Below are 23,276 nucleotides of genomic sequence, written 5' to 3'. Positions count from 1 at the left end.
GGATCCCTCAGACTCTGACCCCCTTTAATTCCAGAGAGCACTATGACCACTCCAACCAATCACAAAGATTTCTCTAATGGCTGGGAAGCCGTCGCAAATGAGTTTGTGTCCATGAGAAGTGCTGATATCGGTGCAGCAACTGTAGAAAATTGGAGTCATTTTCTACAACCTGAGCAATCGGTTTTAGATGTTGGCTGCGGCTTTGGCGGTCCATACACCCAATGTCTGATCGACAAGGGAGCCAAACTTCATGGTATCGATGCTTCCAGAACCCTGATACAGGAGTACCGAAAAAGATTTCCTAATGTGTCGTCGGCAGCATGCGAAGCGGCTGAGAAATCTTCGTTCTACGACAGAAAATACGATGGTATTCTTTCCGTTGGGTTCATTTTTCTGCTGTCAGAGGAAGATCAAAACAGGGTTCTTCAGAAAATAGCTCGTGCTCTTAAGGATAGAGGCAAGCTATTGTTTAGCTCTCCCTACCAAACCTGTGAATGGGATGATTCTTTGACCGGAAGAAAATCTAAGTCACTTGGTAGGCCGGTGTATATAGATATTCTTCGTCAACATGGATTAAGCTTGGTTGACGAATATACGGATGAAGGGAAAAATCACTACTATGGGTTCGAGAAGAATGCTTCGGTATGAATCACTCACGAACAAAACCATCTAATCCGCTCTCTTTGCTCACCGACACTCATAAGCTAGCACCCTCTTTTTCGTTAGAAAATTTTCTCTATTTGATTTTTTATCAACACTTACCTTTTTATCAGTACTTACTCAAGGTAAGTATATTGTTTATTATGATGCTTGATATTAAAGAATGAATTATTCGAATTGGAGCAAAGTATGAAAATTGCCATTTTAGGTGCGACTGGGTTTGTTGGGCGAGCCGTTTTACAACAAGCAATGGATGAAGGCTATGAGGTCAACATCTTAGTAAGAAACCCTGCCAAGTTAACCACCACAAGTGACAAGGTCAATATCATACAAGGCAGTTTAGAGGACGCCGAAAAAGTGGCCGAAACATTAGCAGGATGTTGTGCTGTTGTGAATGCGGCTGGTGGTGTGAAAGGGTCTGATCAATATGAAGCCTTTCTTAATATTACGAAGATTTTAGTGGACGCAACGAAGCTTACAGGCGTTAAAAAACTGATCAGTATAAACGGTTCTGGTACGATTCTTCCAAATGAGTATGTTGGCTTTAAACGTCGCTTTTTAAGTAGCATTGTGGGCATTTTTTTAAAGCACATGAAGGACGCCAAAAAGGCCGAATTGCAAATCTTGTTAAATGAAAAAGACATAGATTGGGTGAGCGTTCGTGCAAATTTAATTCTGAAAAAACCAGCCACAGGCCAAGTTATTGCGGATGATCAAAAAATGCCAGGAGGTAAAATCACCCTGCCTGATCTTGCTAAGTTTATGCTTGACCAAGTACAAAGTGATGAATGGGTTCACAAGGCGCCTTTTGTTGCCACTGCTTAATACCGCAGAGTGTTAAAACAACTAAGCCCACGCCACCTGTGTGGGCTTAGTATTTTAGGCACCACAAACTTCGCCCCCCCACTCTCTTAAACACCACTTGGTCAAAATTCGGGTTGTCGACGAGGATGTTGAGTTTGGCGATTGAGTCTAAGACAACCAACACGGCTTTGTGATCTTGCTCTATCTCGATGCACTCTTCTCTGGTCGCATTACGTTTGGTGTCTAAAGCTTTGCCAGTGATCACTTCGCCTGTTTTCAAGGTCAATGCCACTAGATAGTGAAACAGACAGACGATTTCTATGTCGTCGCTAAGTTCATCGCTTGGGTTATTTTAAGCTTATCCTAGAATTCAATTTATCGTAATGTTTCACAAACTGCTTCAGTTCCGCCATGGTTTTGATCACATACACTTGCTTATCTGCTGAATAAGCCTGTAGTTTGTCATGGAAATCTTGGTTCCAAAACATTGGACAGAGTCTTAAGGTTTTATAACTTTGCCAACTGCCTTTGATGATAGAACTGCCTTCAGGCCAACCTTCTGGCTTAACAAACAATCCTTTGAGCAAGCGTTTGGTCACCAACCAGTAGCTGGTTGCATACGCTAGATCCACATAGATCAAGGTCTCTGCCGCTGCCAATCTTTGGTAAAACGAACCGATTGGCCCAAAGCCATCTATGATCCAAACCTCAGACGAGACGATGTCTGCGTGCGCTTGATCATAGATTTCTCGTGGCACCAAATCGCCATTGGCCTGATAGACTAAATTGTCCAATTGATATAGTGGCAAGCCCGTTTTCTCGGCTAAGGCTTTGCTTAAGGTAGATTTCCCGCTACCGGGTTTGCCAAATACGGCGACTTTGTTCATAACATCTCCTCAATTTTCTATGAAAGTGACTTTGAGGCAGTGTTAAATGAGCATAAAAAAACCCACCTCAAAGGTGGGTTTTTGCAATTTTGCGCACATCAAATCCCACCATTCCTATGGAATGATGATAATTCGAGCGACTTGATGTGATCGTTTTGTCTTCATAGGATTATATTGCTTTAGTTCGCGTCTTTAAGTCAATCTATTTTACTGCGTTCTTGTAGCACATCCCGAAAGGCAAACATGCCATTTAAAGCCGCAGAAAAGCCGGCATACAAGGGCATTTGCAATATCACTTCTTTGCGTACCCTAAGCATCCACAGGTACAGCGGTGGTTCTGTTAATCGATGATGCCGTTGTTGGCTGTTTCGCCAAATACTCAGCAACGGCGCCTTTGTAATCGGTTGGATCGTAGCGAGAAAAAACTTCTGCAATCGGGTTGGGCAGTTTCCGCCATTTACTAATACCAAGGTCTTGCATCAAGATGTCTAGATGCTGCTGATATCGGGTATTAACGGCAATATTGAATGTTGACTCATAAGATGAGTGCGTTTTTTTCCATTGACGGATTCTGTCGGCTGAAGCCAGCATTTCGGTTTCAGTAGGCAACTGAATGGATTGTTCATAGGCCGCCACTTGCCATAAAGCGCCCATTTCGGCCAAAGCAATGTGTAAGAAACCATGATTGTAGCCAGCAAATCCAAGGTTAGGGATACGTGGGTCAATTTGATGACGATAGAGAGCAGGACCGCCCTCTCCTTTTAAGTATTGCCGATATTGTTCTGGCAAGAAGTGGTAATCGGGAGCATCATTCCCACAGCAAAGGCAAATCAAATCGGCTTCTATTTTACGGCCATCCGATAATACGATGCCGTGTTCAAAAAAGCCTGACACTTCTCCGCGATACGGCGTGATGTTCTGGTGAGCAATGTATTCATAGTAACGCTTTGGCGCAACGGCGGAGGCACTTCGAAAGTCAGCCATAAATTGTGACTTCGGTGGCATCACCACATCCAACACGTTTTTGTCGATGCTACCCAATTTCGCGTCCTTGCGGTGCTGAAATAAAAATAGTCCATTGATAAAACGCCAAAATCCCTTGACGAGAAAGGGCAGTTTATTATGCAGTAATTTTTGCATGACAGTACTGTAGCCCCATGAGGGCATCATGCCACTGCCAATCCTTGCAAAGAAAGGCTTAGTGTAATCAATGCCTAACAAATAATCCGGTATGGTCCATCTTGGGGTGCGAAAAATATGCTTTGTACTATTCGCTAGTTCTGCACTCCAAGTAGCGAAATCCAAAGCCGTTTTGCCAAATCCGACAACCGCAACGTGTTTGTTTTCAAACACCGCTTTTGAGTCAATATTGGTGATGACCTCACCTTGATACAAGGCAATATTTTCAAAATCTGGTTGACGTTTTTTATCACCACCTGGATATTGTCCTGTGGCGATAATCACATAAGCAAAGTGATCGGTTTCTCCGTGTTCAAATGTTAATTGCCAGCCGTTTTCATCGGCGGTCATACGGCTTAACCGATGATGAAATTTCACCTTGAGGCTAAAGAATTCGATGGCTTTTTTGAGGTAGTTTAAGACGTCTTCCCCACTCGGATGTCGTTCAGTTTTGAATGGCCAGGGGAACTCTGAAAACTGATATTGCGGGGCAGTATTCTGCAAACTGACACCTGGATAGGTTTGATTCCATTGACCTCCTATCTGTTCAGAGGCTTCAAATAAGGTGACGTTATAGCCGCATTTTTGCCAAACATTGGCAGCGGCAATGCCTGAGACACCCGCGCCGATAATGGCGACTTTTGCTTTATTTACTTCCATGATGTGATGCTTCCTTTTTGTAAAATGTGATCTTTGCTTTATTAATTTTCTACCTTTTATACATCGAGTGTTTAAATGTTGCCTAGGCTCCTAAAAGATAGAAGCCATGTGATTAGATAAAAAAGAATACACTAGTTATGAGTACATGATCAATTCGTGAGCAATTCGTAAAAATGAGGGCCAATACAGGCAGTCAGAACAGACATTAAAAACCCACCTCAAAGGCGGGTTTTAGATACATTGCGCACATCAAATTCCGCCATTCCTATGGAATGATAGTCATTCGAGCGACTTGATGTAATAGATTGGTTTTCAGGTATTTTCTCTTGTGTTCGCGCCTTTAGATCAATCGGTTTTACTGCGTTCTTGTAACACATCCCGAAAAGCAAACATGCCATTTAAGGCCGCAGGAAAGCCTGCATACACGGACATTTGTAATATTATTTCTTTGATTTGTGTTTCGCTGCAGCCCACGTTTAAAGCGGCGTTCAAATGCACTTTGAGCTGAGGCTGACAATTACCTAAGGCTGTCAATGCAGCAACCGTGGCGATCTCTCGTGATTTCAGATCCAACCCTGGTCGTGCATAAATATCGCCAAATGGGTATTCAATCGTGTATTTAGCTAGGTCTGGACAAATGTCTTTTAGGCTGTCGATCACCTTTTCACCAGCGTCACCATCAATTTTTGCCAGCTGTTCACGACCAATATCATAGCGAGAGTTGTGCATCTTGATGCTCCTTAATATAGGTAAAGAACATCAGCTTACGACTTAGAGTAAACTCGAAGTCAATCGTTAATTTGTTGATGGTAGTGGTTTATTTTGTCCTGTAATACCTTTAAGTGAGACTGCTGTGATTGTATGTAAGATTCAAGCTGATCTTTATGAGTTTCCAACAACTACCTTCTCTCCACTAAAGAAACATCTCCCTGCTCTCTGTATTCTGAATAACGTTGTATATTCTCCAATGACATACCCGTGGCTTTTAAACGCTGAATAAAGGCCATCCAGGCAAGGTCTTTCTCGGCATAATCCCGATGACCACTGGCATTACGACGCACATTTTTTAATAAACCAATTTTTTCATAATATCTTAGAGTATGAGATGAAACGCCTGTTAATTTAGAAAATTCACTGACCAGCATTGTTTCGTCCTTACTGTGTGTTTTACTTCTGTCAACATAAAAGCCAAATTTAGACCAAGACCACACCAAACCGATGAAGCAACACTCTAAACGTCAAACGACCCGAACTTTTCATTTACTCTGTTGATCTTAGGGTGTGTTTGCCAAATCTGATGTGCCGCTTGGTGCAATAAGCTGTGTCGCCAAGCCACCTTGTCTTCTTGCCGGTCGTAGCCGCCACCAATCACACAAGCGGTGGGTAGGTCTAAATCTAAGCAGGTTTCAATCACGTATTTGTCCCGTGCTAATACACCTTGGTCACTGAGTTTGACATGCCCTAAGCGATCCTCTTGATGCACGTCTACTCCCGCATCGTAAAACACAAAGTCGGCTTGATGCTGAGCCAAAATGTCCGGCAAGGTACGTTTAAGTATGTCTAAATAAGTTTGATCGTCAGCGCCTTTTGGAATGGCAATGTTAACGCCAGCGGTTTGCTTAATGTTGGGGTAGTTTTCTTCGCAATGCCAAGAGACCGGCACTATGTTGGTATGATCAGCAAAGAAAGCGATGGTGCCATCTCCTTGGTGCACATCACAATCGAGTATAAGTACCTTTTTCGCTGAACCTGTATTAATCAGGTTCAGCGCCGCGACGGCCAGATCATTAAAGATGCAAAAGCCTGCGCCACGGTCCGGATGAGCATGATGAGTCCCGCCAGCCAAGTGACATGCTAAACCATGCTGCAAGGCTAATTGACTGGTCAATATGGTGCCTGAAACGGCTCTTAAAGTCCGTTCGACTAACCATTCAGACCAAGGTAAGCCTATGTCCTTTTCTTCTTTTGCTGTCAACTCACCACGTATAAAACGTTGTACATACGCTTTATCATGAGCCGCCATCAATATCGACAGAGATAAAGGTTCAGGGGTATATTGGTTATCGTCCGAAAGAATGCCCTGCTCGCGCAAGGTCTCTGCCAACAAACGAAATTTGTGCATGGGAAATCGATGGCCTACAGGAAACGGAATACTGTAGTGAGAGTGAAAAACCAAGGGCAGCAAAGCGGAGTTCATAAGCGGCTAACAATCGAATCCTAGCGGTAGAAACACAATAAGTTAAACCGCCATCATAGCAAGGATCCACTGAGGATGCAGGGTAGCGACACGCTTTATTTTCGTTTCGCTACTAGGGCTTTACGAATCGCCGCATTGAAGGATTCAATCAGATGCTGCGGGAAACCTTTACCACTTTCGAAGTTCACTGATTGTACGGCCCGCATGGCACTTTTATTGTATTCACTGCCAGACTTCCCCCACACACTGTCAATAAACATAACCGCCATGGACAAGATGAACGCACCTTGTGGAATTAGAGGCCCCACCAAACCTTCAGGGTAACCTGTACCATCAAATCGTTCTTTGTGCGCTTTCACCATGTCGACAGCGTCTTCCCAGCCTTCATGCTTCGATAACAACTTTGCCCCAACCATCGGATGATTCATGGTGGCTTCTTGTTTCGCCACCTCATCGTCTTTGCAGTTCAAAATCAACGCCATGCCCATGTTATGCATGTAAGCCGCGGCACTCAGCTGACAAGGATCAACTGGTGCTCTTAACTCAGCATTAATCAATTGGCAAAGTTTGAGAATGCGTTCGCTGCGCTCCGCTGAATACCCTAATAATCGATTTAATTTGTGGCTAAAACCAGCAAACAAATCAATGTCTGTTTGCTGCTGATCTGTGTATTCGACCTTGATGATGAGTGAGGATGCATCGCGACAGTCCTCCTCTTCTTCTTCGATCACCTGATGGGAACATTGCTTGAGTAACAGGGCCGCCAATTTAGGACGTTCAGCATCGTCTTCTTCAGCATAAATGCCGTCCAAACCTTGCTGTAAAATATCGCGCAGCTCACTTTCGGCTACATGAGATTGATAAATTTGTTGCAGCAAAGAGTAGACTTTTTCTATCACCACATTGATAAGATCCCCTAAATAGTGGTGATATTGAATGTAACCGCCGCGCATACCATCAACGATTTCTTCTAATTTATGTAAAACACCCACCAGTGGATCCAAAAAACACACTGAGCAGTTGCCCTTCATACTGTGTAGAGAACGAAACAATTCGTCCAATTTATCAAAGGAAAATCCCTCCCCTTCAATACTATTAATGATTTCTTCAATTTCTTGCTGCGCCTCGACATAGCACTCAAGCAAGTCATCCTTGAGATCTTTTTCTAAGGCAGAGAATTCTTTACAGGCAAAATGGCTCATCTTTCCCATCCATTATCATTAGCCAAAAGGGTTGAGGCTAATCATGGTATTGGCTAATTTAATAGCGTCAGACTTTTATTGTAGTTAGAATCTTTGTAAGCGTGAACAAAGAGAATGTTTCATTGTGCAAACGAAACGAGGTAACCATGCCGAATTACTGGCTAATGAAGTCTGAACCAGATGCCTTTTCCATCGACGATCTGGCTGCCATGCAAGTCTCGCCTTGGGATGGGGTGAGAAATTACCAAGCTAGAAATTTCATGAAAAAGATGCAGCTTGGTGACCAAATTTTCTTTTACCACTCCAGTTGTAAACCAGCAGGCATTGTAGGCATTGCGGAAGTGGTCAAGGAAGCCTACCCAGACTACACTAGTTGGGATCCAAAAAGTGCCTACTTTGATGCTAAGTCGACGCCGACTCAACCTAGATGGTTTATGGTCGACGTGGCCTTCGTAACAAAGTTCCCGCGTCTTATTTCTTTAGCGGAACTTAAAGAAGATGCCGCATTAAACGAGATGCCATTGACTCAAAAAGGCAGCCGTCTATCGATTATGCCAATTCGTAACGAAGACTGGGATCGCATACAGCAACATTTAAAATAATGGATAAGGAATTCAATATGCGGATAAAGAAAAGTGCTTTCATTCACTGTCTCTCTCTTGTGGTTCATGAGTAAGTAACATGAACCAGTCGATAGCAAGGATTGCTATACTCGTCTGTTTTATTATTTTGTCCTTAGGCTGTGCCTCGGTTCACGCCACCTCCTTGTACCCCACTTCATTTAAAGCTCAGCTGCAAGACTCAGATCGTGACGGTGTGATTAACTTACGGGACTTGTGTCCAAATACGCCGCAAGGCAGCGCCATCGATAATAATGGCTGCGCTCTTATCAACACCCTGTATCACAACGTGCGCTTTCAAGCTCAGTTTGACACCAATCAATACCAACTCGATGAGTCCCTTCATAATCAACTGGCCGAACTTGCGGAGACACTTAAAACACACCCTAACAGCCTTATTTGCATAGAAGGTCACACCGACAGTCAGGGGTCACCTTACTATAATTTCCTCCTATCTAAGAAACGCGCCGACGCCCTAGCAGAACATTTGATTACTCGCTTTCATATAGCGCCTAAGCGCATTATCCGAATAGGATATGGTCAACAACGGCCCGTCATTACTCACACCGAATCCGCTGACACAAAACAGAACCGCCGTGTTGTTGCACGTATTTTAATGCCACCAAAAGATGACACTGGGACACCTTGGCGCATCCCTTTCAAGCTCAATCAATACCGTATCTCAGAACAACAGAAAACTTCATTACAACCAGTTGTATTAAGGCTCATTCAACAGCCAGAGAGCTTTGTATTAATAGCAGGACACACCGACGCCAGCGGTCAGTATCAACACAACATGAGGCTTTCTCAGCAACGCGCCGAACAAGTCGCGAAGTATCTAGAAAAGACGCATGCGATCAGTGAATATAGCATTATGACCCTAGGCTACGGCGCAACTCGGCCGCTTGTTGAGAATGATACCGCATACCATCGTCAACTAAATCGTCGTGTAGAGGTTCGCCTCTTGGAACAGATGCAGGTCAGCCAACAAGTGGTTTTGCCCAAATGGACCATTTGGAGTGTCGATAAGCTGGAGAATTCGCTCCAATCAAACTAATTGAAGTGTCGTTCTCGCTCTTGAAGCGGCACAGCATAATCAAAGTAATATTGGATAACAGCGCCAATGTAATCATACTTTTCTCCCGTTCGTACAATCACGCCAACACTTGCCATATCTTGATACTTTTCCGGCTGGTAATAACTTTCAAATCGCCAGCCCGTGTCCAAATCATTGTATTTTTCACGATACAAAGAGAAACGTACATTCTCTGATTGATAATAGCTAAGCCCTAAACGCGAACTGGTGATGTTACTCAAGGTTGCTTGGTTAGATTGCGTGTTGACAATTAAGGTCACCTCGTCAAAAAACACATCTCCAGTAAACTGCCCTATTACCTCACGCTCCCCTTTTACGTCCTCATCCATTGGTTCCAATTCACTAACGCCTAAACCAACACCAAGACGAGCATATTGGTTGCTGATGAACCAATTTGAGAAAAACTCTGACTGAGCAAAGCTGTCGTTGCTGGAACCGGTAATCAAGTAATTACTGTTTAGCAACACCTGAGTCGAGAGGTAATCATTGATTGGGATATTCACTTTGAAGTCGATGTTCAGTAAGGACTTACGTTCCAGCAATCCGTAGCCCAAGCCCACTGCAAAATTCGGCTTTTGCTCTTCAGCATAAGCCACACTAGAAAAGGTGAGTAATATAATTAAACCGCGTAACAACACCCGTTTTTCGCCTCCGGCAAATAATTCATCCAATCGCTTCTACGCGGTATTGTGAATAGATTCCCCATTAAGTGCCAGCCAAACATGGAAATTGTTGTGATATTTGCATTAAAAATGGCGGGAATGAATGACAAGTCTGGGATTCGGAAGCAAAGCCAAATATAATAGGCGCAAAGTCGATATGACGAACTCTTTTTTAGGTTTATAGGTTACATGGCAAAAAAACTCTTTATCCAAACTCATGGCTGTCAGATGAACGAATACGATTCTTCTCGTATGGCCGACTTATTAGGCGAAAGTCATGAGATGGAGCTAACAGACAATGCAGACGAAGCAGATGTTTTGCTTCTCAACACGTGCTCGATCCGTGAAAAAGCGCAAGACAAGGTATTTCACCAACTTGGTCGCTGGAAGAAGCTCAAGCAAAAAAATCCTGATCTAGTGATCGGGGTTGGCGGTTGTGTGGCCAGTCAAGAAGGCGACAACATTCGTAAACGTGCGAAACACGTGGATATGATTTTTGGTCCACAAACTCTGCACAAACTTCCAGAGATGGTGAATGCTGCCGCCACACACATTCCCATTACTGACGTCACCTTCCCGGAGATTGAAAAGTTTGACCACCTGCCTGCGCCACGCGTAGAAGGGGCCGAAGCCTTTGTATCCATCATGGAAGGTTGCAGCAAATACTGTACTTTCTGCGTCGTACCTTACACCCGTGGCGAAGAAGTCAGTCGTCCTTTTGACAGCATTCTACTAGAAGCGTCTCAGTTGGCTGAACAAGGTGTGCGTGAAATCCATTTACTGGGTCAAAACGTGAACGCCTACCGCGGCGAAACAGAAGAAGGTGATGAAGCCGATTTGGCCGACGTGATTCACGCTGTGGCGCGTATCGATGGCATTGAGCGTATTCGCTTTACCACTTCACACCCAGTGGAATTTACGGACAGTCTGATTGAAGCCTTTCGCACTGAGCCAAAGCTGGTCAGCCATTTACACTTACCAGTTCAAAGTGGTGCCGATAACATTCTGAGTGCCATGAAACGTGGCCACGATCGTCAGTATTACATTGATAAAATTAACCGCATTAAAGACGCACGTCCTGGCATCAGCTTATCATCCGACTTTATCATTGGCTTCCCTGGTGAAACCGATGAAGACTTTGTTGATACCATGAATCTGATCCAAGAAATTGGCTTTGATCATTCGTTCAGTTTTGTCTACAGTCAACGTCCTGGTACGCCAGCATCTGACCTTGAAGACGACACCCCTGAAGAGGTGAAGAAAGAACGTTTGGCGATTTTACAGCGCCGTATCAGCCAACAAGCGTTTGATATTAGCTTGGCCATGGTTGGCGAAGTAAAACGCATTTTGATCAGTGGCTACTCGCCGCGTGATCCAGGTCAACTTCAAGGCCGTACGGAAAACAATCGCATTGTGAACTTCCGTGCGTCTGATCCACAATTAATTGGTAAATTTGCCGACGTTGTCATTACAGACGCTTATCCTAATTCCCTATTGGGTGAATTGATCAGCTCTGAACTCGACAACGACTTTGTCATTCAATAAGCACAGGTAGCCCTTGGAAACCACACAGACAACTCAACAAATTCGCCTAACACCAGCCAATGTCGATGCCTTGGCTGGCATGTGCGGGCAACTCGATGAAAACATCAAATTGATCGAAAAACGCCTTGAGGTAGAGATTCGCTATCGAGGTGATTTATTCGACCTGTCTGGCGACAATGCTGAACATGTCATGGCCGCCAAAACCTTGTTGCAAAACCTTTATCGTGAAGCGTTAGCCAACCCACAAGTGTCGCCAGAAACGGTTCACCTGTATTTACAGGAATCAGCCATTGAATCCCTGACTCGCAACAAACGCAATCACAGTGATCAAGTGGTGATTAAAACCCGTAAAGCCTTTATCAAACCTAAAGGCCAAAATCAGCAAAGTTACGTGACGCAAATTCGCAAACACGACATTAACTTTGGTATTGGACCGGCTGGTACAGGTAAAACCTACCTTGCCGTAGCTTGTGCGGTCGAAGCCTTAGAAGCGGATCGAGTTGAGCGTATTATGTTGGTTCGTCCTGCGGTGGAAGCCGGTGAAAAATTGGGTTTCTTACCAGGTGATTTGTCACAGAAAATTGACCCATACTTACGTCCTTTGTACGATGCCTTGTACGAAATGCTGGGCTTTGAGTTGGTCGATAAACTGATTGAAAAAAACGTCATTGAAATCGCACCTTTGGCCTTCATGCGTGGTCGAACCTTAAATAATGCTTTTATCATTTTGGACGAAAGTCAGAACACCACGCGCGAACAAATGAAGATGTTTTTGACGCGAATTGGTTTTGGTTCAACGGCTGTCATTACTGGTGACCGTACTCAGGTGGATTTACCACGCGGCACGTCATCTGGTTTAGCACAAGCAATGCATGTGTTAAAAGACGTCAAAGGTATCAGCATCACCTCTTTCGGTTCATCCGACGTGGTCCGTCATCCATTGGTGCAACGTATTGTTGAAGCTTATGACAAATTCGATGAAGAAACCGAAGCTGAAAAGAAAGCTCGCAATGAAGCTCGAGCTGCCGAAAAAGCCCAAGTGGCAACGGCAGACAGTGCAAATGTGACAACAGAAACGAAAACCTAATGCCAGATTTAGAACTCGACTTACAAATTGCCACCGATAAGACAGATCAGCTTCCTAGTGAAGCTGACTTTCGCTTATGGGTTGAAAAAGCCTTACCCACCTCTGGTGATGAATACGAAGTGACCATTCGCATCGTAGACGAAGCAGAGAGCCAAGCACTGAATCACGAATACCGTGGCAAAGACAAACCCACCAATGTGCTGTCGTTTCCTTTTGAATCCCCACCTGGCATCGAATTACCTTTATTAGGTGATTTGGTTATCTGTCAGCAAGTGGTGGCAAAAGAAGCCATTGAGCAAGACAAAGCCCAGTTTGACCATTGGGCACACATGACGATTCACGGCATCTTGCATTTACGTGGTTATGACCATATAAATGACGATGACGCTGAAGAAATGGAAAACTTAGAAACTGAATTATTGGCTTCTTTGTCGATTTCCGACCCTTATTTGATAAAAGAGTGAGTTAATCCCCTAATGAGCGATGACCGATCGAGCTTAAACAACGATCAACATAAATCCTGGTTTGAACGTTTCCTTCAAGCCTTTAATGATGAACCGCGCAGCCGTGCTGACATCATTCAACTTCTGGAAACCGCTGTGCAGTCTGACGTCATAGACCGCGATGCCTTCACCATTGTCGAAGGCGCTCTCGAAGTGTCTGAAGTACAAGCCAGAGACATCATGATTCCACCATCGCAAATGGTGGTCATCAAATCTGAAGACGACCCAAAAACGTCTATTCGCAAAGTCATTGACTCTTCCCACTCACGCTTCCCTGTGGTGGGCGAAGACTCTGACGAAATTTTAGGGGTTTTACTCGCCAAAGACCTATTGCCGTTGCTGTTTAAAGATGGCGACATCACCAACGAAGACATTCTCGCTCGCTTGCGTCCTGCTAACTTCATTCCAGAAAGTAAACGCCTAAACGTCTTGCTTAACGACTTCCGTACCAAGCGTTACCATATGGCGCTGGTACTTGATGAATACGGCAGTGTGTCTGGACTCGTCACCATTGAAGACGTATTAGAGCAAATTGTTGGTGAAATCGAAGACGAAACCGACAAACTCGAACATGAAGGTATTCAGGTCACCAGTGACGCCGGTGTCTATTTAGTGCCAGCACTTTGCACCATTGAAGACTTTAACGAGTTTTTCAAAGCCGAACTTAACGAAGAAGAGTTTGACACCGTTGGTGGTATTCTCGTACAACAATTTGGTCACGTTCCACTACGTGATGAAACTATCAGCTTTGATCATTTCGACTTCAGAGTCGTGAAATCCGATGGTCGCCGCGTGAAAACCATCCAAGTGTCAAAATCTGTTACAGAAGAGACGATAGACTAAAATGTCAGCCATTCGCCCCGATTCAACCGATACAATGGCGGGGCGAATTCCTCGCTTTTTCTCACGTTTACCTCTGACTGCCGCTTTGCTGATTGGCGTGATCGCTGGCGCAATCGGTGTGACTAGCTTCTCCCCTTTCCATTTTTGGCCCGGCTATTTTATTAGCCTATTTTTCTACGCCATTTTAGTCATTACCAGCCCAACTGCCAAAACCGCATTATGGCGAGGCACGTCCGTTGCTTTTGGGGTCTTTGCCGCCAGTGTGTCGTGGGTCTTTGTCAGCATTGCTGAATATGGCCAAGTCGGTGATGTGATCGCCGTCCTGATCACCTTCTGTTTTATCGCTGTGTTAAGTGCCTTTTGGGCCTTTGCCGCTTGGTTGGGGTGGCGCTTACAAGATAAATTCAAAACCCTGCCTGCCAGCTTTTGGGTAATGTTCAGCCTGTTGTTAGCAGAACTAGGACGCAGCGTCTTATTTACCGGCTTCCCTTGGCTGCTGCCCGGTTATGCGGTTGAAAACACTTGGCTTTTTGAGCTACTGCCCATTGGTGGTATTTGGCTCACCAGTTTTGTCGTCGTTCTAACGGCCACTACCTTAGCAGGTCTGGTGCTAAAACAACGCAATCAAATCATGCTAATGACAATCCTGGCATTAAGTTGGGGTGGTGCTGTCTATTTGAACTACTTTCCAAATCAGTGGGTCACGCAAACTGGCACCCTGAAAACCACCTTAGTGCAAGGCAATGTCAAACAAGATGAAAAGTGGTTGGCGCAAACCGCCGCTCGCTCCTTAAATTATTACCAACAAACCACACTGGCGCATTTAGACAGTGATTTGATTGTCTGGCCCGAAACCGCCGTGACCTATTCCTACTCGCAAATCAAACCCTATTTGGCGGATTTCAGCCAACAACTGGCTGACACCAAAACCACTTTGATTACCGGTATTCCAGACGTACAAGGCGGTAAAGACTATTACAACGCCATTTGGGCAACCGGCGATGGTTTTGGTCTTTACTACAAAAAACACTTAGTACCCTTTGGGGAATATCTCCCTTTAGCCAATTATATTGGCCCTATTTTGGACATCTTTGGCATGCCCATGTCCAACTTTCAATCTGGCGATGGCAATCAACCCGTTTTACAAGTAGGTGAATGGGGCATCGCGCCTTTTATTTGCTATGAAATCGTTTACCCAGAACAGGTTCGTGAAATGGTACGCGACAGCGATCTATTGATCACCATTAGTAATGATGGCTGGTTTGGCACCTCTTTTGGTCCTTGGCAGCATCTGCAAATTGCACAATTCCGAGCCAAAGAAACCGGACGCTATGTGATCCGCGGCACCAACACAGGCATTACCGCAGTGATCAATGAACAAGGTGAGATTGTGGCTCAAGCCCCACAATTCAAACAAACAAGCTTAACGACGAACGCCAAAGCCTTTGCGGGCAGTACGCCTTATGTCACCTGGGGCCCTTGGCCTACTCTAGCCTTAATCGGTTTAGCGGCGTTGTTCTGCTATCTCAACAGCCTCTTTTCCAAAACAGCTTCGGTTCGTCAGACACAAAAAGAGCAAAGTGCATAAGCCCTTTGCTCTTAAAAAGTCTAACCGTGTGAAGACATTAAACCGTAATGGCAAATTTCACAGGTTGGCAACGCTTGCGCTTGCGGCTGCTCATTCAAGTGACCGCATGACATACAAGTATAAGTTCCGGCCTCTACTTGTGTGCCTGCGACATGACATTCTTCTAAAGGTACTGGGTTATTGTTCACGTGATTAATAAGCCAAAGTAAAGCGGCATCTTCCTTTTCATCCAACTCCTCAACTAATTCGTGTCCACCGTCTAACACCAGATGCCAATTGGCATCTACCCAGGCTTCTGTGTAGCCCATCTTGTCATGCCAATAAGCGGACATTAAGGCCATGTCTTCCAATAACCAATCCTTCGCACCTTGCAATGTTTTACGTGCTTCTTCGACTAAATTGGAATCCGAAGTGCTGTTTTGCAGATCTTTTTTCATAGATTTCATAACTCCTTCTCTATGCACCTTCTAATTAGCGCGCCATCTCTATAAAATAGCGGATATTTTCAGACTCTGTTGGCCTTTGCTCCCTAATCTTGAGCTAGGTCGTTATAATGCTGAACAATCACATATAAAGAGAATACAGGTCTACCAACCTCACGTCGATCATGGGAAAAACATACATCATGCAAGAGCAATATAATCCGCAGCAAATCGAACAAGCTGCACAATCTTTTTGGGACGAAAACAAAGTCTTCAAAGCCGTCGCTGATTCCAATAAAGAAAAATTTTACTGCCTCTCCATGTTCCCTTACCCAAGTGGTCGACTGCACATGGGTCATGTTCGTAACTACACCATTGGCGATGTAATTTCTCGCTACCAACGCATGCAAGGTAAGAACGTTTTACAACCTATGGGCTGGGATGCCTTTGGCTTACCAGCAGAAAATGCGGCGATTAAGCACAAAACGGCACCAGCAAAATGGACAACCGAAAACGTTGCCTACATGAAAGGCCAACTTAAAGAGCTAGGTTTTGCCTATGACTGGGATCGCGAAATCGCAACCTGCACACCAGAATACTACAAATGGGAACAGTGGTTCTTTACTCAGCTGATCGAAAAAGGCTTAGCTTACAAAAAAACCGCTGCGGTTAACTGGTGTCCTCATGACCAAACTGTTCTCGCTAATGAGCAAGTAGAAGATGGTGGCTGCTGGCGTTGTGGCACTACAGTAGAGAAAAAAGAAATCTCTCAGTGGTTTATCCGCATTACGGATTATGCTGAAGAATTGTTAAATGATTTGGATCAGTTAGACGACTGGCCAGAAAAAGTAAAAGCCATGCAACGTAACTGGATCGGCCGTTCTGAAGGTCTGGAGTTCAGCTTCGAAGTAAAAGGCAAAGAAGACCGTTTGTCGGTTTACACCACACGCCCAGATACGGTTATGGGGGTGACCTATGTTGCTGTTGCCACACAACACCCATTGTCTTTAGAAGCCGCTGAAACCAATCCAGAGCTTGCGAATTTCATTGCGGAAAGCAAGTTGATGTCGACCACTGAAGCCGACATGGCCACCGTGGATAAAAAAGGCATAGACACTGGATTTAAAGCCATTCACCCCATCACAGGTGAAGCCGTTCCCGTGTTTGCTGCTAACTTTGTGTTGATGGAATACGGTTCTGGTGCCGTTATGTCGGTTCCAGCTCACGATCAACGTGATTTCGAATTCGCGAAAAAGTACGACTTACCGATCAAACAAGTAATTCAACCTGTTGGCGACGACAAGGCGGACATCGAAACAGAGGCTTACACCAACAAAGGCGTGCTATGTAACTCAGGTGAGTTCGATGGTTTGACCTTTAAAGAAGCCTTCGATGCCATTGCCGCTTGGATGACTGAGCGCAATCTAGGTGAAGTAAAAGTGAATTACCGTCTACGTGACTGGGGCGTAAGCCGTCAACGTTACTGGGGAACACCAATCCCAACCATTAACTTAAAAGACGGCTCGGTTGTGCCTGTTCCGGCTGACCAATTGCCAGTTGAACTACCAACAGACGTGGTCATGGACGGTGTAAACTCGCCAATCAAGAACAACCCGGATTTCTCTGCCATTATGTTTAATGGAGAAGAAGCCGAACGCGAGACTGATACCTTTGATACCTTCATGGAATCTTCATGGTATTTCGCTCGTTACTGTTGCCCAGATGCCACGGACGCCATGTTGACGGAAGAAGCCAATTACTGGTTGCCGGTTGACCAATATGTGGGCGGTGTAGAGCACGCAATTCTTCACCTACTTTACTCTCGCTTCTTCCATAAGTTGCTACGTGATGCTGGTCTTGTGAACTCTGACGAGCCATTCAAACGTCTGTTGACGCAAGGTATGGTCAACAAAGACGGCACGAAGATGTCTAAGTCCAAAGGCAACACAGTTGATCCGCAAGAAATGATCGAAAAATACGGTGCCGATACGGTGCGTTTATTCATCATGTTCAGTGCGCCACCAGAGCAGTCTCTAGAGTGGAATGACGCTGGTGTGGACGGAGCATCACGCTTCTTACGCCGCTTGTGGGCCTTGTCACTTCGTCATGTTAACGCGGGCAAAGTCGGTGAATTGAACATCGACGCTCTTAACGGTGCGCAAAAAGCCTTGCGCCGTAAGACCCATGAAACCATCCAAAAAGTCACCGATGACATCGAACGTCGTCAGACCTTTAACACGGCCATTGCCGCTGTGATGGAATTGTGCAACGAAATCAGTAAGTTCGAGGACACGTCTGAACTTGGTTTGGCTGTTGAACGTGAAGCCCTAGAAGCCACTATCTTATTGTTGTCTCCTATCGTGCCTCACATCGCTCACCAACTTTGGATGGACCTAGGCAACACGGACAACATCGTCGATACCCCTTGGCCTTCTCTAGACGAAGCCGCTTTGGTAAAAGACGAGTTGACGATCGTAGTTCAAGTATTGGGTAAAAAACGCGCAGAGTTAACCGTTTCAGCCAGTGCCGATAACAAAACCATTGAAGCAGAAGCCTTAGCGCACCCTAATGTCACCAAATTCCTTGAAGGTAAAACGGTACGTAAAGTCATCGTGGTACCCGGTCGTTTGGTCAATATTGTGGCAAACTAAGCCATGCAACTGGGATGGCTAATAGCCATCCCTATTTTCTTAACTCGCACAGAGATCATGGATATGACAGTCGCTTTCAAACACACTACTCGTCTCTTTTTACTTGCCTTCTTTGCTATGAGTCTAGTGGCCTGTGGTTTTCATCTCGTAGGATCCGTGCAACTTCCAGACAGACTCAAAGTGCTGACCTTGTCTTCCCAAAGTGGCTCAGAGGATTTTGATCGTGCATTGCGTCTGGCGCTATCTCAACAAGGCGTTATTATCCTAGAGGCTTCTCAAGCCGATGCCGACACCCTTGAGCTAAAGGTCAATAAACTCAGCACTTCCGACACAGAATTAGCGCGTAACAGTTCCAACGACGTGTCTCAAGTGCAACGTCGCCTTGCTGGTGCCTATTTCATTCGGCAAGCAGATGGCAAATCCTTATACGGTCCTCGTAACATCAGTACCGATAAAACGCTGGTAAACCAAGATGCGGAAGAAAGTGCCAAGCTGTCTTACAACCAAGCACAAATGAAAGACATGTATGCCGATTTAGCAAAACAACTTATGTATGACCTAGGATACGCTCCGCTGTAACCAGCGAGACAGCAAACCAACCTTATGAAAGTTCGTGCCGATCAGCTTGTCACTCAACTAAACAAAAATCTGGCCCCGATTTATATTATTTCAGGGGATGAGGTATTGCTGTGCCAAGAAGCCGCTGACAGCATTCGCAAAGCCGCGCAACATCATCAAATTGAAGAACGCCTAAGGTTTGTCGCCGATGCACAGTTTGATTGGCAAGATGTCATTTTGGAAAGCCAAAGTTTATCTCTGTTTTCTTCTCGTCGTTTATTCGACATTCAAATCGACAAAATGGCGGAGAAACACAGCAAAGCGTTAGCCCAATTGGGCCAATCCCTAAGCGAAGACAATGTCATTTTGCTGACCTTGCCGAAAGTGGACGCACGCACTCAAAAAGCCAAATGGTTTAGCCAACTCGAGTCACAAGGCGTATTTGTACAGATTTGGCCAATCGACGCTAACCGTCTACCGGCTTGGGTACAACAAAGAGCGCAAGCCATTGATTTATCCCTATCTCGCGATGCGGCGGCTATCATCTGTGAACGAGGTGAAGGAAACCTTTTAGCCTTGTCACAAGAGCTCGAAAAACTTGCCTTGATGCATGGTGCGGGCGCGAAAATTGATGCTGAGAAAGTCATCGATTCCGTCACTGACAGCAGTCGATACTCGATTTATGATTTAAGTGATCGCTTGCTTATGGGAAAAGTCAAAGAAGCCTTACATTGTCTGAACCAGCTTTTAGCCGAAGGCATTGAAAGTAATATTATTCTTTGGCTGATAAACCGTGAAACCAATACTTTGGTCAGCCTATTGCAAGCCATGGCGTCGAGCAGTTTACGTCAAGCCTGTCAAAATCAAAGAATATGGGATAAACGCATTCCGTTTTATGAAAGCGCCATGTCACGACACAATCAAGTCACCCTGCCCTACATACAAAACTACCTTGCTTTGATGGATAAAAGCGTCAAAGGACTGGATGGCCCCGATCTTGAAATCGGCCTTAGAAACCTAGTTATGATGTTTTGCGGTTACAAGCCCACCATGACGGAATTGGACTTACCACCTCAGCTTTAACCCATAAAAAATGTCGGGTTAATTTTTTAACACAGATCAATACAAATTTCTCACAGTGTTCTACATTTACCAATGAGAACATAAACATAATCACACTATGTCGAGGTAGAAGCTTGTATGTCCTGGTTTAAAAAAAAGGAAGTGTTATCCCCTCATCACCTTAATGGGAACCAAAGCCCCACTCAAGGTGTGAATATTCTTCAGCTGAGAGCCAGTGAAGTATCAGAGCAAAGTCTTGCTTCGCTCGCTTTTCCAGGTCAAAAAACTCAACTCATTTTTGCTTTTATTTCTGCTAATCTTGAGTTTGAAAGTACCATCAAAAAAATCCAAGCTTGCACTCCGTTTTGTGATCGTGTCGTCGGCATGATGACCGCAGGAGAACTCAATAGTCAACAAGATCAATTTTACCAAACAACAGATGGCGCATGGGACTCCATTGTGTTGCAAAGCTTCAGTGAAACGCTTTTTTCTCAAGTCGAAATCAAAACCATTCCTTTGCATTGTGAAGATCTAAAACAAGGTCGTGTCGACATAAATAAAGCTGACCGCTTAAAGGCCATTCAACAGGAAATTGAAGCGCTCAAGGTCGACATATCAGTCAATTATCAAGACACAGTCGCCATGACCTTTATGGACGGTTTATCGTCCAGTGAAAACTTCTTCATGAAAGCCTTGTACGATAGTAAACGCTTTCCTTGTCACTTTATTGGCGGTTCCGCGGGTGGCAAATTAGACTTTAAGCAAGCCTCTGTATACGACGGTCAAATGATCGCCGACAACAGCGCTGTGGTTATCTTTGCTAAACTGGCTAAAGATATACGTTACGGCATTCTAAAAACTCACAATTTTGAGAAAACGCCCCAATCGTTTTACATTGCCGAAGCGAACGCTGAAAAACGTACTGTTACCAGTGTTATTTCAAAAAGCAGCGGAAAAATCGTTAACATAGTGGATCACTTATGTGAGCACTTTGGCTGCCCTGCTAATGCTTTAAATGACAAACTAACCAACCACTCTTTTGCAGTGGAAATCGGCGAAGAGCTCTTTATTCGTTCTATCGCCAACATTGATGTGACGAACAAAGTCATTCACTTTTTTAGTGATTTGGACTTTGGTGACGAATTAATCTTGGTCGCTGCCAAGCCTTTTGCTGATAGCACTAAACGCGCTTTTGAAGACTTTATGCAAGGCAAACCTAAGCCTATCGCCATGCTGGCAAATGATTGCATTTTACGCCGCCTAAACAATGCCTCTGAATTAAATAAACTCACTGCGTTTCAGCAGATCAAAGCCGCTGGTTTCTCCACTTTTGGTGAATTACTTGGTGTTCATATGAACCAGACCCTCACCGCCCTGTTCTTCTTTAAAGTCGAAGCTGGGCAAAGTTTTAGCGACCCTGTGGTAGACAACTTCCCGATTCACTACAGTTATTTTAAAGAGTTTTTCACCCTTTCAAAAATCAACAGTTTGAGTCAAATAAACCGTTTACAAGCTGACTTGATTCGCTATTTATCTGAATATCGCCCTTTGTTACAACAAGTGCTAACAAGCTTCAACCAAATCACCAACTACTCTCAACAGACAGAAAACATCATTCACAATGTCAGTAGCACCTTTGGCGGTTTAAAATCTGACATTGATGCGCAAGAGGAAGGTCGAAAAGCACTGGGAAACAATATAAATCAATTAAGAGACAATTCTGAGCAAGTTATGGCGATCTTAAAGGTTATTTCTGGTATTGCTGATCAAACCAATTTATTAGCTCTTAATGCCGCAATTGAGGCTGCACGAGCTGGGGAAGCTGGACGGGGTTTTGCGGTGGTAGCCGATGAAGTTCGTCAGCTCTCTAAAAACACCCAAGACAGCTTAGATAAAACAGGAGAAACCATTTCCTCTGTGACTGAATCGACGGGGTCTATTAGTCAATCGATTGAGCACATTGAAGGCTTTATGTCACGTTTGATCGAGAACACACAAGCTTTAACAGGACAAATTGATGCCCTTGGTGAAGCCTCCAATGTGGCCAGTCAAGACGTCAATAATAGCATTCAGGCGATTGAAAATATGACTGAGAGAATGGCAGAAATTGATCATGAAGTAACGGTTATCGAAAACCTTAAACGCGCTAACGACCTCTAATCATTCCAACGTTCAAACAAGTAAAGGAAGCTCAGTCGCTTCCTTTACTTTGTTAGCCTGATATGATGCCCAGCATTCACCTTTGCATAAGACACGACCCAATGAATTCCACCGACTTTTCAATAGAATCCATCGCTGAACACAGTATCGAACAACTGGATGTCTGGACAACGCCGCTGTTTGTTACGCAAATGCCAGATCATGAATTTCTGAAAGATGACTTGATGGCACTGATTTATCAGCAAAAAGCACAGCAACAGACCGCCATCGATAGCTTAGTGGCGCCTTCTGCGAAACACGCGTTGCACGAAAGTCAATTGGATTTCCTTGATCAACAAGATGCCACCTTGATGGAAACAAAGCGTCAACTAGAAGAGTTAATATTAGAGGTGGCAAGTGGCTTAAACCAAGCCCATTGGCCTGAAGATGCGCAAGCGGATGCTCATATCATTGAATCCTGGTATCACGTAACGAGCAAAGGCGGCTACCATGATGCCCATTCACACCCTAACTGTTCTTGGTGTGGTATCTATTACCTCGACCCAGGTGACGCAGCTCAGTCGAACGTGGGTGGTGTAAATCGTTTTTACGACCCTCGTATTAATGCCGAACATTATGCGGACCCTGGTACCGCGTATTTAGGTCAACATGGCGTTTGGGATTTCACGCCAGTAGAAGGCCAGATTGTATTGTTCCCTTCTTACTTAAAACATTCCGCCTTACCGTACTTTGGTGACAAAGATCGAGTCGTCATCGCGTTTAACAGTATTATTGAATTGTATTAACTCTCCTTCCTCATCCACTTTCCTCATCAAGCAACCAACATTTGACGGGGAAAGCCATAAAGATTTTTGTTAAGTTTTTATGCAACGATTCACAAGCAATGGGGT

Annotated in this window: 23 protein-coding genes; 14 read left to right on the top strand and 9 right to left on the bottom strand. The window is 44.6% G+C overall.

The window, feature by feature from the left end:
- The first annotated feature begins 42 nt into the window (after window positions 1–42).
- Together ACHUFM_RS01320 and ACHUFM_RS01315 are read left to right on the top strand one after the other, a co-directional pair.
- Window positions 43–648 carry a class I SAM-dependent methyltransferase gene (locus ACHUFM_RS01320; protein WP_394178814.1) on the top strand — a complete coding sequence of 202 codons (606 nt, stop codon included), beginning with the start codon at window positions 43–45 and terminating at the stop codon, window positions 646–648.
- A 201-nt stretch (window positions 649–849) separates the two neighbouring features.
- On the top strand, window positions 850–1,485 hold the full coding sequence (locus ACHUFM_RS01315) for an NAD(P)-dependent oxidoreductase (protein WP_394178812.1): 636 nt from the start codon (window positions 850–852) through the stop codon (window positions 1,483–1,485).
- A 46-nt stretch (window positions 1,486–1,531) separates the two neighbouring features.
- On the opposite strand, the gene ACHUFM_RS01310 is transcribed toward ACHUFM_RS01315, so the two are convergent.
- The 7 genes from ACHUFM_RS01310 to ACHUFM_RS01280 all read right to left on the bottom strand — a co-directional run bounded on the left by ACHUFM_RS01310 (window position 1,532) and on the right by ACHUFM_RS01280 (window position 7,589).
- On the bottom strand, window positions 1,532–1,780 hold the full coding sequence (locus ACHUFM_RS01310; protein ID WP_394179061.1) for a Rho-binding antiterminator: 249 nt from the start codon (window positions 1,778–1,780) through the stop codon (window positions 1,532–1,534).
- A 31-nt stretch (window positions 1,781–1,811) separates the two neighbouring features.
- Window positions 1,812–2,351 (bottom strand): P-loop NTPase family protein, encoded by a 540-nt coding sequence (locus ACHUFM_RS01305; protein WP_394178810.1) that lies wholly within the window; start codon window positions 2,349–2,351, stop codon window positions 1,812–1,814.
- Between the two features lie 309 nt (window positions 2,352–2,660).
- Entirely contained in the window at window positions 2,661–4,190 is a 1,530-nt protein-coding gene (locus ACHUFM_RS01300; protein ID WP_394178808.1) for a flavin-containing monooxygenase, read from the bottom strand.
- Window positions 4,191–4,535: 345 nt separating this feature from the next.
- Window positions 4,536–4,919: a carboxymuconolactone decarboxylase family protein gene (locus tag ACHUFM_RS01295; RefSeq protein ID WP_394178806.1), complete on the bottom strand. Its 384-nt coding sequence runs from the start codon at window positions 4,917–4,919 to the stop codon at window positions 4,536–4,538.
- 170 nt (window positions 4,920–5,089) lie between these two features.
- Entirely contained in the window at window positions 5,090–5,335 is a 246-nt protein-coding gene (locus ACHUFM_RS01290; RefSeq protein ID WP_394178804.1) for a MerR family transcriptional regulator, read from the bottom strand.
- Window positions 5,336–5,421: 86 nt separating this feature from the next.
- On the bottom strand, window positions 5,422–6,312 hold the full coding sequence (locus ACHUFM_RS01285) for a histone deacetylase family protein (RefSeq protein ID WP_394178802.1): 891 nt from the start codon (window positions 6,310–6,312) through the stop codon (window positions 5,422–5,424).
- A gap of 170 nt (window positions 6,313–6,482) precedes the next feature.
- Window positions 6,483–7,589: an HD domain-containing phosphohydrolase gene (locus tag ACHUFM_RS01280; protein WP_394178800.1), complete on the bottom strand. Its 1,107-nt coding sequence runs from the start codon at window positions 7,587–7,589 to the stop codon at window positions 6,483–6,485.
- A 146-nt stretch (window positions 7,590–7,735) separates the two neighbouring features.
- Between ACHUFM_RS01280 and ACHUFM_RS01275 the strand changes: the two genes are divergently transcribed.
- Both ACHUFM_RS01275 and ACHUFM_RS01270 read left to right on the top strand, forming a co-directional pair.
- Window positions 7,736–8,191, top strand: coding sequence for an EVE domain-containing protein (locus tag ACHUFM_RS01275; protein ID WP_394178798.1), 456 nt, complete (start codon window positions 7,736–7,738; stop codon window positions 8,189–8,191).
- Window positions 8,192–8,270: 79 nt separating this feature from the next.
- A complete protein-coding gene (locus ACHUFM_RS01270) occupies window positions 8,271–9,266 on the top strand; it encodes an OmpA family protein (protein ID WP_394178796.1) in 996 nt (331 codons plus the stop codon).
- On the opposite strand, the gene ACHUFM_RS01265 is transcribed toward ACHUFM_RS01270, so the two are convergent.
- The gene (locus tag ACHUFM_RS01265) at window positions 9,263–9,976 is read right to left on the bottom strand and encodes a hypothetical protein (RefSeq protein WP_394178794.1); all 714 of its coding nucleotides are present in this window, start codon (window positions 9,974–9,976) and stop codon (window positions 9,263–9,265) included. The genes ACHUFM_RS01270 and ACHUFM_RS01265 overlap by 4 nt on opposite strands.
- 180 nt (window positions 9,977–10,156) lie before the next feature.
- Between ACHUFM_RS01265 and miaB the strand changes: the two genes are divergently transcribed.
- The 5 genes from miaB to lnt are packed head-to-tail and all read left to right on the top strand — an operon-like array spanning window position 10,157 to window position 15,533.
- Window positions 10,157–11,512, top strand: a complete 1,356-nt coding sequence (miaB, locus tag ACHUFM_RS01260) for a tRNA (N6-isopentenyl adenosine(37)-C2)-methylthiotransferase MiaB (protein WP_113874985.1) — start codon at window positions 10,157–10,159, stop codon at window positions 11,510–11,512.
- 13 nt (window positions 11,513–11,525) lie between these two features.
- Window positions 11,526–12,599, top strand: a complete 1,074-nt coding sequence (locus tag ACHUFM_RS01255; RefSeq protein WP_394178791.1) for a PhoH family protein — start codon at window positions 11,526–11,528, stop codon at window positions 12,597–12,599.
- Window positions 12,599–13,063 (top strand): rRNA maturation RNase YbeY, encoded by a 465-nt coding sequence (ybeY, locus tag ACHUFM_RS01250; protein WP_394178789.1) that lies wholly within the window; start codon window positions 12,599–12,601, stop codon window positions 13,061–13,063. The genes ACHUFM_RS01255 and ybeY overlap by 1 nt, the downstream gene beginning before the upstream one ends.
- 12 nt (window positions 13,064–13,075) lie before the next feature.
- The gene (locus ACHUFM_RS01245; protein ID WP_394178787.1) at window positions 13,076–13,945 is read left to right on the top strand and encodes an HlyC/CorC family transporter; all 870 of its coding nucleotides are present in this window, start codon (window positions 13,076–13,078) and stop codon (window positions 13,943–13,945) included.
- A 1-nt stretch (window position 13,946) separates the two neighbouring features.
- Window positions 13,947–15,533, top strand: a complete 1,587-nt coding sequence (lnt, locus tag ACHUFM_RS01240; protein WP_394178785.1) for an apolipoprotein N-acyltransferase — start codon at window positions 13,947–13,949, stop codon at window positions 15,531–15,533.
- Window positions 15,534–15,553: 20 nt separating this feature from the next.
- Here the strand turns inward: lnt and ACHUFM_RS01235 are convergent, their stop codons facing one another.
- Window positions 15,554–15,970: a hypothetical protein gene (locus tag ACHUFM_RS01235; RefSeq protein WP_394178783.1), complete on the bottom strand. Its 417-nt coding sequence runs from the start codon at window positions 15,968–15,970 to the stop codon at window positions 15,554–15,556.
- A gap of 188 nt (window positions 15,971–16,158) precedes the next feature.
- Here ACHUFM_RS01235 and leuS point away from each other — a divergent pair, with 188 nt between their 5' ends.
- The 5 genes from leuS (at window position 16,159) to ACHUFM_RS01210 (ending at window position 23,171) form a co-directional block, all read left to right on the top strand.
- A complete protein-coding gene (gene leuS / locus ACHUFM_RS01230; RefSeq protein ID WP_394178781.1) occupies window positions 16,159–18,606 on the top strand; it encodes a leucine--tRNA ligase in 2,448 nt (815 codons plus the stop codon).
- 3 nt (window positions 18,607–18,609) lie between these two features.
- Window positions 18,610–19,185, top strand: coding sequence for an LPS-assembly lipoprotein LptE (locus ACHUFM_RS01225; RefSeq protein WP_394178779.1), 576 nt, complete (start codon window positions 18,610–18,612; stop codon window positions 19,183–19,185).
- A gap of 24 nt (window positions 19,186–19,209) precedes the next feature.
- Complete coding sequence (holA, locus tag ACHUFM_RS01220; RefSeq protein WP_394178777.1) at window positions 19,210–20,247, top strand: DNA polymerase III subunit delta; 1,038 nt, start codon at window positions 19,210–19,212, stop codon at window positions 20,245–20,247.
- 117 nt (window positions 20,248–20,364) lie between these two features.
- A complete protein-coding gene (locus ACHUFM_RS01215; protein ID WP_394178775.1) occupies window positions 20,365–22,386 on the top strand; it encodes a methyl-accepting chemotaxis protein in 2,022 nt (673 codons plus the stop codon).
- Window positions 22,387–22,487: 101 nt separating this feature from the next.
- Window positions 22,488–23,171: a TIGR02466 family protein gene (locus ACHUFM_RS01210; protein WP_394178773.1), complete on the top strand. Its 684-nt coding sequence runs from the start codon at window positions 22,488–22,490 to the stop codon at window positions 23,169–23,171.
- Window positions 23,172–23,276 lie beyond the last annotated feature (105 nt).

The organism is Marinomonas posidonica, from assembly GCF_043643765.1.
GTDB lineage: Bacteria > Pseudomonadota > Gammaproteobacteria > Pseudomonadales > Marinomonadaceae > Marinomonas > Marinomonas posidonica_A.
The sequence above is the reverse complement of the archived record's forward strand: the minus strand, read 5'-3'. Positions and strand labels throughout refer to the sequence as shown.

What these genes read in the sequence shown, in the direction of transcription:
- ACHUFM_RS01320 (WP_394178814.1), top strand. Translation starts at nt 43, where the DNA reads ATGACCACTCCAACCAATCACAAAGATTTCTCTAATGGCTGGGAAGCC.
- ACHUFM_RS01315 (WP_394178812.1), top strand. Translation starts at nt 850, where the DNA reads ATGAAAATTGCCATTTTAGGTGCGACTGGGTTTGTTGGGCGAGCCGTT.
- ACHUFM_RS01305 (WP_394178810.1), bottom strand. Translation starts at nt 2,351, where the DNA reads ATGAACAAAGTCGCCGTATTTGGCAAACCCGGTAGCGGGAAATCTACC.
- ACHUFM_RS01300 (WP_394178808.1), bottom strand. Translation starts at nt 4,190, where the DNA reads ATGGAAGTAAATAAAGCAAAAGTCGCCATTATCGGCGCGGGTGTCTCA.
- ACHUFM_RS01295 (WP_394178806.1), bottom strand. Translation starts at nt 4,919, where the DNA reads ATGCACAACTCTCGCTATGATATTGGTCGTGAACAGCTGGCAAAAATT.
- ACHUFM_RS01290 (WP_394178804.1), bottom strand. Translation starts at nt 5,335, where the DNA reads ATGCTGGTCAGTGAATTTTCTAAATTAACAGGCGTTTCATCTCATACT.
- ACHUFM_RS01285 (WP_394178802.1), bottom strand. Translation starts at nt 6,312, where the DNA reads ATGCACAAATTTCGTTTGTTGGCAGAGACCTTGCGCGAGCAGGGCATT.
- ACHUFM_RS01280 (WP_394178800.1), bottom strand. Translation starts at nt 7,589, where the DNA reads ATGAGCCATTTTGCCTGTAAAGAATTCTCTGCCTTAGAAAAAGATCTC.
- ACHUFM_RS01275 (WP_394178798.1), top strand. Translation starts at nt 7,736, where the DNA reads ATGCCGAATTACTGGCTAATGAAGTCTGAACCAGATGCCTTTTCCATC.
- ACHUFM_RS01270 (WP_394178796.1), top strand. Translation starts at nt 8,271, where the DNA reads ATGAACCAGTCGATAGCAAGGATTGCTATACTCGTCTGTTTTATTATT.
- miaB (WP_113874985.1), top strand. Translation starts at nt 10,157, where the DNA reads ATGGCAAAAAAACTCTTTATCCAAACTCATGGCTGTCAGATGAACGAA.
- ybeY (WP_394178789.1), top strand. Translation starts at nt 12,599, where the DNA reads ATGCCAGATTTAGAACTCGACTTACAAATTGCCACCGATAAGACAGAT.
- ACHUFM_RS01245 (WP_394178787.1), top strand. Translation starts at nt 13,076, where the DNA reads ATGAGCGATGACCGATCGAGCTTAAACAACGATCAACATAAATCCTGG.
- lnt (WP_394178785.1), top strand. Translation starts at nt 13,947, where the DNA reads ATGTCAGCCATTCGCCCCGATTCAACCGATACAATGGCGGGGCGAATT.
- ACHUFM_RS01235 (WP_394178783.1), bottom strand. Translation starts at nt 15,970, where the DNA reads ATGAAAAAAGATCTGCAAAACAGCACTTCGGATTCCAATTTAGTCGAA.
- leuS (WP_394178781.1), top strand. Translation starts at nt 16,159, where the DNA reads ATGCAAGAGCAATATAATCCGCAGCAAATCGAACAAGCTGCACAATCT.
- ACHUFM_RS01225 (WP_394178779.1), top strand. Translation starts at nt 18,610, where the DNA reads ATGCAACTGGGATGGCTAATAGCCATCCCTATTTTCTTAACTCGCACA.
- holA (WP_394178777.1), top strand. Translation starts at nt 19,210, where the DNA reads ATGAAAGTTCGTGCCGATCAGCTTGTCACTCAACTAAACAAAAATCTG.
- ACHUFM_RS01215 (WP_394178775.1), top strand. Translation starts at nt 20,365, where the DNA reads ATGTCCTGGTTTAAAAAAAAGGAAGTGTTATCCCCTCATCACCTTAAT.
- ACHUFM_RS01210 (WP_394178773.1), top strand. Translation starts at nt 22,488, where the DNA reads ATGAATTCCACCGACTTTTCAATAGAATCCATCGCTGAACACAGTATC.